Raw genomic sequence first — 8,653 nt, 5'->3', positions numbered from 1 at the left:
CGACGGCGGTGGCGGCGATCGAAGTCGTTATCCGCACGAGATATCCTGCCGTACCCAATTCAATATTCGGAATTCCATGGACGCTGGTGAGCCTTCCATACGCGACAAGCCGAAATCCAGTGCTCAAACACGTTCTCTGGATCAGTTCCGCTGTACTGCGGATGAGGAGTGGCGGCGCGGGCCCGTCAGCCCCGGAAAATCGGTTTCGGGCAGGGGTGGCGATATGTCAGGGTCGCCGGGTGCATACCTCCCCACGTGAACTGGCGCGCTGGCAGTTCGAGCTGACCTGGTCCCTGTTCGAGTACCACCTGGAGCGGCTGGAGCCGGAGGACTTCCTGTGGGAGCCCGCCGCCCACTGCTGGACCGTACGCCAGCAGCCCGACGGGACCTGGGCGCCCGACTGGGCGGACACCGAACCCGATCCGGTGCCCGTCCCCACGATCGCCTGGCTGAGCTGGCACATCGGCTGGTGGTGGAGCGTGACCCTCGACCACGCGGAGGGCCGGACGCCCCGGGACCGCACCGAGGTCACCTGGCCGGGCGACGGGACAGCGGCCATCGAGTGGCTGCGCGGGCTGCGTACTGACTGGCTGGCGGCGCTGGACAAGCTCACCGACGCCGACCTGGAGGCCGTCGCGCCTTTCCCCTGGCAGGACGACCCCCAGCACACCGTCGCCCATATGCTCGGCTGGGTGAATTCCGAACTCATGAAGAACGCCGCCGAGATCGGCCAACTCCGGCTGCTGCGCGCAGCGTCACCGCGCTGAGCTGAGCTGAGCTGAGCCGAGCCGAGCCGAGATCAGCGGAGCGCCGTCAGCCGCCCGCCGCCCATCAGCCGGCCGATCAGCCGCGTCTGGTCGCCGGCCTCGGCGGGCAGCGTCAGCAGCCGTCCCGCCGCCGCGCCCCGTACGTCGCCGCGCGCCGCGACGGCGGTCACCTGGCTGCTGCCCGCCGCCAGCAGATACCACCGCCCGGTGCGCGACTTCCACAGCGCGCCCGCCAGCACCCGTGGCGCCCGCGGCCCGCAGTCCGGGGAGCCGTCCACGCTCGCGACGATGGCGGCCGGGGCGCCCGGGTCCCTGGCCGGGGGCTGGAACTGGGCCAGCACCCGGTCGCCCGCGCCCCGCCAGGTCTCCGCGCGGGTGCACACCCAGTCCGCCGCGCCGCCGCCCTCGGGCAGCCGCTGGGCCGCGAACCGCCAGGCGTTGACCTCGCGCACGCCCCGCGAATGCAGCAGCGGCAGCCGGCAGGCGGTGTGCGCCCAGGCCGCCCGGGCCTCCGCGCCCGCCACGTCCAGCGGCCCGCCGCCCCGCCCGAACCCGCCGGGGGCGCCGTACGTCAGCCGGGCCGGGACGATCTCGCCCAGGTCCGTCACCAGCCGGGAGCCCAGCCGCAGCGCCGTCCAGCTCTCGCACTCGGGCGGCCGCCCCGAGCCGGGCACCAGGCCCGCGCCGCCCGCCCGCACCGGGTCGGTCACCCCGTCCGGGGCCAGCCGCAGCGGCCGCGGCGCCTCGTCGGGCCGTACCAGGTCCCGTACAGAGGGGCGGCGCACCCAAGGGGCCGTCAGATAGCGGACGTTGCCGTCCGCGCGGGTGGCGACCAGCGCGGTCGAGCCGGCCGCGTCGGCGGCGTCGGTCCGCGCGAAGTCCAGCGCCACCGCGCCGCCGTCGCCCCGGCCCGTCTCCGCGTACCGCACCACCCGCAGCCCGTCGTACAGCAGCACCACCGCCACCTGGTCCACCTCGCCCGCGTACAGCAGCTGCGGCGGCCCCGACGGCGGGCCCGACTGGGTGCCGGGCGTGGCCGACACATGCACCGAGCGGCCCGGCCGCGCCCATACGGCCAGCGCGCGGCGCAGCAGCGGGGTGTCGTCCGTACGGTCGCCGCGCGCGGGCCAGGACGAGAAGTCGGCGCGGGTGGCGGTGCGCCATACGCCGGGCTCGGCGCGGGTCAGCTCGGCGGGGTCGAGCGCCCGCTCCGAGGACGGGTTGCGCGCGTACGAGGGGGCCGCCGCGCCGCTGGGGCCCCAGCCCTCGCCGGGCAGGCCGAGCAGGGTGCCGCACACCACCAGCGCCGCGGCGGCGGCGAGCGCCGCCCGCACGTGCTGGCGGCGCCGCATCAGATCGGTGGGCCGGGCCTGCAGCGAACAGGCGTCGAACTCGGCGGACTCCAGCAGCGCCCCGTCCCGGCTGCCCGCCGGGCCGTCCATCTCGTCCACCTCGATGAGCGCGCCCCGCGGATCGACGACCCCGGCGGCCTTCAGCACCTCGCGCACCTCGGGGTCGTCCAGCTGCTCCAGCTCGCGCAGCACATACGCGGCGCGGCCGGGGCCTGACAGCTCCGACAGCGCCTTGTCCAGGGCGAGTTCATCGGCCCCGCCCTGGCGCGGGACCAGCCGCAGCCCCCACACCCGGGGCAGCGCCGGCGCCAGCGGCCCGCGCCGCCGCCGCGCGGCCCGCAGCGCGCCGCGCAACACTCGCAGCCGTACGAAGGCGTACCCGCCGTCGCCCGCCGCGCCCTCCGGCCCGCCCTGCGACCCGCGCTGCCCGGGCAGCCCCGGTCCGGTGTCGGTCCGAGTTCCCGCGCTGTTCACCCGATTGCGGGGGAGCGCGCGCTGGGCGAGGGCATGCGCCGCGAGCACCCGGCGTGTGCGCCCCACGCCGGGTGGCAGCACCAGATACGCGAGCCGCACCAGCCGCGGGTAGTGCTCGACGATGGCGGCCTCGGCCTGCTCGACGTCGATGAGGGTGGGGGATTCGGAGAGGTTGGCTGTCGCCTGCTGCTGCTCCACGGTTGGAGAACGAGCGCCGGATGGGATGGTCACCGCCCCGGCGCCCGGTGCGGGTTCCGCCGGGCGGTAACAATCCTTTCTCCACGGCCAGTTCATGATGAGACGGCTGCGGAATCCGGTCCGGGAGCCGTCTTTCCGACGCGCATTCGAAAGGCCGTGATGTGACAATGCTCCGCAGCAGACGCGGTGTCCGCAGTGCGATCGTGGCGAGCGCCGCGATCCTGGTCGCCGCGAGTGCGACGGCGGCGTTCGCCGCCCCCTCGCTCCCCTCCTCGGCCCAGCCTGGGACCTCGCCGCGCGCCTCCGGGTGGAGCGAGTCGAGGGTGACGCCGGGCGACGCCTCGCTCCTCGCCTCGACCCGGCCCGACGCAAGCACCACATGGGCGGCCGGTATGCGGTTTGTCCTCCAGGGGGAGGCCACCCGCTTCGTGCCCACCCTCTGGGAGCGTGACGAGCGGAAGGGCCCCGGCTGGAACCTGGTGCAGACCGCGCCCCTGCCCCAGTCCTACGACATCCGGTTCAACGACGTCGACGCCTCTTCGCCGAGTAACGCCATCGTGGGCGGTGACTACGCCGAGCAGGCAGGCGGTGTGGTCACCCAGCGCTGGAACGGCAGGGACTGGAAGTCCGTAATCGCTCCGGTGCCCCGAGGGAGCCTCAGCGCCGGATTCCTCTCCGTCGACACCCGCGCCCCCGACGACGCTTGGGGAGCGGGCTGGGCCGAGGTTCCCGTCACGGACGACAACTTCCGGCACGTGGGGCTGCTCGAACACTGGGACGGCACCCGCTGGGAGGAGCAGAAGCTCCCGGACGTCGGCGCGGGAGAGAGTGGCGGCTGGACCCTGAATGGCGTGACCGCACTCGCCGCCGACGACGTGTGGGCAGTGGGCAGTACGTACGGCGCGGAGCCGCTGCTGCTGCACTACGGCGGCACACGCTGGAGCAAGGCGCCCGCCCCCGACACCGGCGCCCGCGGGGGGCTGAACGCGGTCGCCTCCGGGCCGGACGGGCAGGTGTGGGCCGTGGGCGACGTACGGAATCCCGACGGCTCCTTGGCGGGGCTGGCACTGAAGTACGACGGCGGGAAGTGGGTCGACGTCCCGCTGCCGGAGGGGACCGGGGAACTCTCTTCGGTCACCCTCAGCCAGGGGTCTGCCGTCGTCATGGCGCGCGCGACGGATGACACCCCCAGCGTGGTGCTGCGCCGCTCCGGCGACAGCTGGGTGTCGATGAACCTGCCGGTCGACGCCGCCGATCCGCTCAATGCCACCGACGTCTCGGCCTCGGGCCGGACCATCGACGTCACGGGCCTCTACCCGCCGAGCGGCTCCCAGGCAGCCGGCCCAGGAGCGGTGCTGACCGCGCGCCGGTAGCCGCGCCCGAGCGGGGGACGGACGTGCACCAGCCGTCCCCCGCATCCGGTCACCCCACACGCCACCCGCTGAACTCCGCCGTCCCGCGCGCCACATTCCCCCCGTGCGTCGCGGTCATGAAGATCCCGACGTCCTGCGCGGAGCCCGAGCCCCCCGGCACCGTCACGGTCCCCACCGTCCGCCAGGTCGTCCCGTCGTCGGTCGACAACTCGCCCTTGTACGAGGTGGCCGACACCCGCGTCAGCCGCAGCAGCACGGGTGCCTTGACGCCGGTGATCCGCTTGTACGTGTCCAGGGTGCCGTCGCCGTTCGAGTCGTACGACAGCACGATGCCGCTGGACGGGGTGGCGGCCAGGTTCACAAAGCCCCGGGAGCCCGCCGTCGCCAGGCTGTCGCGGGCGATGATGCCCGCCCGCGCCCACGCACCCGTCACGGCCTGGCTGACCACCTTCACCGTGACGGCGGTGCCGACCGCCAGCGCCCCCTCCCGGTACACCGACCCGAACTCGGCGGTCGCCTTCCACAGGTCCCGCCCCGCCCCGTCGATCGCGAAGCGATCCGACAACTGGCCGAAAACCGCCGCGTTGTTGGTGACCGTCTTCAGGTCGGCGTCCAGCGGCCCGGCCACCCACAGCGTGCCGGTGCGCACCAGCCGCACCCGGTCCTCGCCGCGCGGCCCGAACTCCACGCCGAGCTCGTACGGCAGTGGCTTGAGCGGGTTTTCAAGCGGCTCGTCGGGCACGGTGGCCCGCCAGTGGATCTCGCCGGTCTTGGCCGCCGGGATCGAGCGGAGCCAGGTGTCGCCCTGCGGTTTCGGGTCGAGGCCGGTCACGGTCAGGTCGAAGTCGACGCGGCCGGTGGCGCGCAGCCCGTTCATATTGCGCAGGGCCGCGGCGATGTCGGCGGTGCCCCCGGGGGCCACCCCCGACGGGGTGGTGGAGACGGTGGCCGTGCCCTGGTACGGGGCCTTGGCCAGCGCCTCGTACACCCGGCGCCCCGTGCGGTGGGCGTCCGTCGTGGGCCGCACCGGGTAGCTCTTGCGCTCGCGCGTCCAGGGTTCCTCGACCGCGAACCAGTCGAAGTCGCGCGGTTCGCGCCCCTCGGCGAGCGCGTCCTCCAGCTCGTCCAGATAGCTCTGCCACTGCGGCAGGTGGAAGTCGCCGATGAGGCCGTTCCAGTCGCGGTTGGCGTAGTTGGCGAGCTTCCCGGTGTCGGCCGTGACCCTGTCCGCCCAGGTGGTGATGAGGGTGCGCGCCAGGTGTTCGAGGTGCGCGGCCTCCGCCTCGTCGGACGCCAGCCGCTTGGCGTCCTCCAGCCAGGGCCCGAGCAGAAAGCCCCGGTGCGCGCCGGTCATGTCGTCGCTCAGCCGCATCAGTTTCAGCCACAGTCGGGCCAGCGTCCGGAAGGCCTCCAGGTCCTTGCGCTCGTACGCGTCGTGCAGATGGGGGATCAGCGTCCACGAGCGGTCCGCGAGCGCCTGGCGGGCGATATCGGTCAGATCGTGGCGGTAGGCGTCGGAGTCGCGCAGCGACGGGCGTACGTCCAGCAGCGCGGCGAGGGCGGGGTCGAAGTCCGCGAGGTCGAAGGCGGGGATGCGGGTGGCGTAGTTGGTGCCGGAGCGCGCGGTCACATCGGGGCGGGCGGAGAAGACCGAGTCGTGCGGGCGGCCGTCGGAGCTGGTGATCTGGTACGCGGTGTCGCGCAGCGCCGCGTACGCGTCCCGGGCCCGCTCGTCCCGCCCGCCCAGCCGTACGTCCGCGTACGTACGGAACCACTCGTCGCGGTCCACCGCCGTATTCCGCCAGGCCAACTCGCTGAACAGCTCGAACGCCGCCGGATCGCGTCCGACCGCCTCCGCCATATAGGCCGTGCCGACCAGTTTGCTGCCCGGTTTGTCGCGCCACTGGGTGAACCGCCGCGCCCAGATGTGGGTCTTGGCGCCGATCGTGGTGCGGCCGCCGAAGTTGGGGATGGTGCCGAAGGCGTACGGCACCGAGCCCCAGTCCTGCTCCCGGTCGCCGATCGAGTCCAGGTCCGACAGGCCGTCCACCACCAGCATGTGGTCGTGGTTCACGGCGTCCAGCAGCTCCCGCCGGGGGTTGGCCTGCCAGCCGAGGATCACCCAGGTCGCGCCGGGCCGGGCGGTCTGCAGGGCGGTCTCCACGGCGCGGGCCGCGTCGGCCACGGGGACGTCCCCGGCGGCGCCGCCCTCGTGCAGCAGGTCCATTTTGAACAGGTCGCATTCGCCGAACAGCTCCTGCTGGTGGCGGTAGAACGCGGCGGCCACCTGCCCGAACGACTCGGTGCGCGGATCGAGCCAGTCGGGGCGCGCGAGCCCGTTCCAGGTGCCCTGGGGGACCGTACGCGCCCCCGGGTTGCGGTCCACGAAGCCGTCCGGGACGGTCCCGAAGTAGCCGGGGTACACCGGCCGCATGCCCAGCTCGCGCAGCCGTTCGGCGATCTTCTGGCCTAAGGCGATGCGCTTGGCCAGCAGCTCGGGGCTCACCGGCCCGCCGTACCCGCTCATGTTCTGCAGCAGCCACCAGGGCTGGTGGGAGGGCGCGGGCAGCCAGGCGCGCGCCTCCTCGTCGGAGTAGCCGAAGTCCTGGAGGAGGAGGTGGTAGACGGCCTCCTGCCCGGCGGTGACCAGCAGTTCGTTGCAGCCGTGCAGGGCCGCGACGTCGATCAGGCGCTCCCAGTGGTCCCAGCCGGCGAACGGCGCGGTGTAGCCGTCGTGGGTGTCGTTGAAGGCGAAGCGGTGCGGAAGCGCGGTCGACTGCTCGATGCGGGCCCGGGGCGCGGGCAGCGTCTTGGGCAGGTCGAGCTGGTCACCGGCCCAGGTGATCAGGGCATGACAGGTGTACTTGAGATACCAGTGCACCCCGGCGAGCAGCACCGCCGGACTGGTCCCCGCCACCTCGATCCGCCCCGGCCGCCCCGAGACCTCGAACCGCTCCTCGCCGCCCTCGCCCTCCACTGGCACCAGGCGGAACTGCTCGGCGTGGTCCGGCAGCAGCCGCTTGAGGGCGGCGCGCGCGGGCGCGGTGTCGAACACGGCGTGGTCCTCTGCGCTTTCCGTTCCCTCGGCAGCCGCCGGGGACTGGCTCCCCAGGGCGGCCCCGACGCCGAGTGCTCCGGCGGTTCCGATCAGCGTACGTCTGCTCAGATCGCTCATGATGCCCCCAATGACGCCCGGCCCGGGCCAACGGTGGTATGTGAGCGGCACGTTAACGAGGCTGACGGGGTGGCAGCAATGGTGCGTACGGGGTGTCCACCCGTACGGGCCCGAGCGCCGGCCTAGTGCTCCAGGCGTCGCCTTTCGGCGGCGTCGAACGCGGGCGCGAGCGGGGCCAGCGCCGCGCGGAGCTGGTCGGGCAGCGAGCCGGAGGGCACGACCAGTCCTCCGGCGCCGAAGCTCCCGGCAGTCCCTGCGGTCCCGTCCGGCCGGAGCCAGCCCTCCAACGCGATGCGCACCGCCGCGGCCACGCTCGCCGCGAGGACGCGGGCGGTGTGCGCTCCGGCGTCACCAAGGCGTTCGGCGATCACCGCCGTGAGAGGGGGCTCGATTCCGGCGGTGGTGTCGAGGAACGCGTCGCGCAGCGTGGTCCGGGAGGTGATCAGCAGCAGCACCTCGGGGTCGTGCTCGCCGGGGTCCGTGTACTGCTGGATCACCGCCTCGGTGATGGCGTCGGCCAGCCGCACCCCTGCGGGCCGGGTTGCGATCGCCGCCGCGATCCGCGCCTCCCGGTCCGCGGTGACGGCGGCGACGATCGCCTGCTCGCGGCTGGCGAAGTAGTTGTTGTAGGTGCGCGGCGAGACCCCGGCCGCCTCGGCGATGTCCTCGACCCGTACCTGGTCCGGTCCGCGCTCCAGGGCCAGGCGCAGGGCCGCCTCGCGCAGCGCCTCGCGCGTTGCCTGCTTCTTCCGCTCGCGCAGCCCTGGTGGTGTCGTCACGGTGTCACCCTTCCACACAGGGCTGCGTGCGCGCAAATTTGCGTGCACGCACTTTTCCTGTCAGTCTCGACCCGCCGGAGACCGACGGAACCGACGGAGAGGACAGCGGCATGCGAGCAAGAGGGATGACCTACGACACCGGATTCGTCGTGCACGGCCAGATATCCCGCGAGCACTTCGACTCCGCGGTGGTCCGGCGCGAACTCGCCATCATCCGCGACGACCTGCACTGCAACGCGGTTCAGATCATCGGCGGCGACCCGGACCGGCTGGAGCTGGCCGCCGGCGCGGCCGCCGAACTCGGTCTGGAGGTCTGGTTCTCGCCCTATCCGCTGGAGCTGGACCCGGAGCAGATCCTCGCGCTGCTGAGCGACTGTGCCGAGCGGGCGGAACGGCTCCGGCGGCAGGGGGCCGCGGTCGTGTTCGTCGCCGGGGTGGAGCTGAGCGTGATGAACCGCGGGTTCCTGCCCGGTGAAAGTCCCGAGGAGCGGGTCGAGCAGCTGATGAGCCGACCCGAGCGGCGGGCCGAGGCGAT

At 73.4% G+C, this 8,653-nt stretch carries 5 protein-coding genes and 1 pseudogene; 3 read left to right on the top strand and 3 right to left on the bottom strand.

Annotated elements, in window-relative coordinates; all coding sequences use genetic code 11:
- The first annotated feature begins 239 nt into the window (after positions 1-239).
- A complete protein-coding gene (locus tag CCN51_RS32730; RefSeq protein WP_014180308.1) occupies positions 240-767 on the top strand; it encodes a DinB family protein in 528 nt (175 codons plus the stop codon).
- Between the two features lie 32 nt (positions 768-799).
- On the opposite strand, the gene CCN51_RS32725 is transcribed toward CCN51_RS32730, so the two are convergent.
- Positions 800-2,791 (bottom strand): hypothetical protein, encoded by a 1,992-nt coding sequence (locus CCN51_RS32725; protein WP_014180309.1) that lies wholly within the window; start codon positions 2,789-2,791, stop codon positions 800-802.
- A gap of 167 nt (positions 2,792-2,958) precedes the next feature.
- Between CCN51_RS32725 and CCN51_RS32720 the strand changes: the two genes are divergently transcribed.
- Positions 2,959-4,164 carry a hypothetical protein gene (locus CCN51_RS32720; RefSeq protein WP_014180310.1) on the top strand — a complete coding sequence of 402 codons (1,206 nt, stop codon included), beginning with the start codon at positions 2,959-2,961 and terminating at the stop codon, positions 4,162-4,164.
- Positions 4,165-4,213: 49 nt separating this feature from the next.
- On the opposite strand, the gene CCN51_RS32715 is transcribed toward CCN51_RS32720, so the two are convergent.
- Positions 4,214-7,339, bottom strand: a complete 3,126-nt coding sequence (locus tag CCN51_RS32715) for an alpha-N-acetylglucosaminidase (protein WP_043487766.1) — start codon at positions 7,337-7,339, stop codon at positions 4,214-4,216.
- 122 nt (positions 7,340-7,461) lie between these two features.
- Positions 7,462-8,118 carry a TetR/AcrR family transcriptional regulator gene (locus CCN51_RS32710; protein WP_043487770.1) on the bottom strand — a complete coding sequence of 219 codons (657 nt, stop codon included), beginning with the start codon at positions 8,116-8,118 and terminating at the stop codon, positions 7,462-7,464.
- 125 nt (positions 8,119-8,243) lie between these two features.
- Here CCN51_RS32710 and CCN51_RS32705 point away from each other — a divergent pair.
- A pseudogene (locus CCN51_RS32705) lies at positions 8,244-8,653 on the top strand (hypothetical protein); the annotation flags it as partial.

It is taken from the genome of Streptomyces milbemycinicus, assembly GCF_002154605.1.
Lineage (GTDB): Bacteria > Actinomycetota > Actinomycetes > Streptomycetales > Streptomycetaceae > Streptomyces > Streptomyces milbemycinicus.
Note: the sequence above shows the minus strand (reverse complement) of the source record. Positions and strands in the feature narration are given on the sequence as shown.

Coding starts and splice junctions, on each gene's coding strand:
- CCN51_RS32720 (WP_014180310.1), top strand. CDS start 2,959: ATGCTCCGCAGCAGACGCGGTGTCCGCAGTGCGATCGTGGCGAGCGCC.
- CCN51_RS32715 (WP_043487766.1), bottom strand. CDS start 7,339: ATGAGCGATCTGAGCAGACGTACGCTGATCGGAACCGCCGGAGCACTC.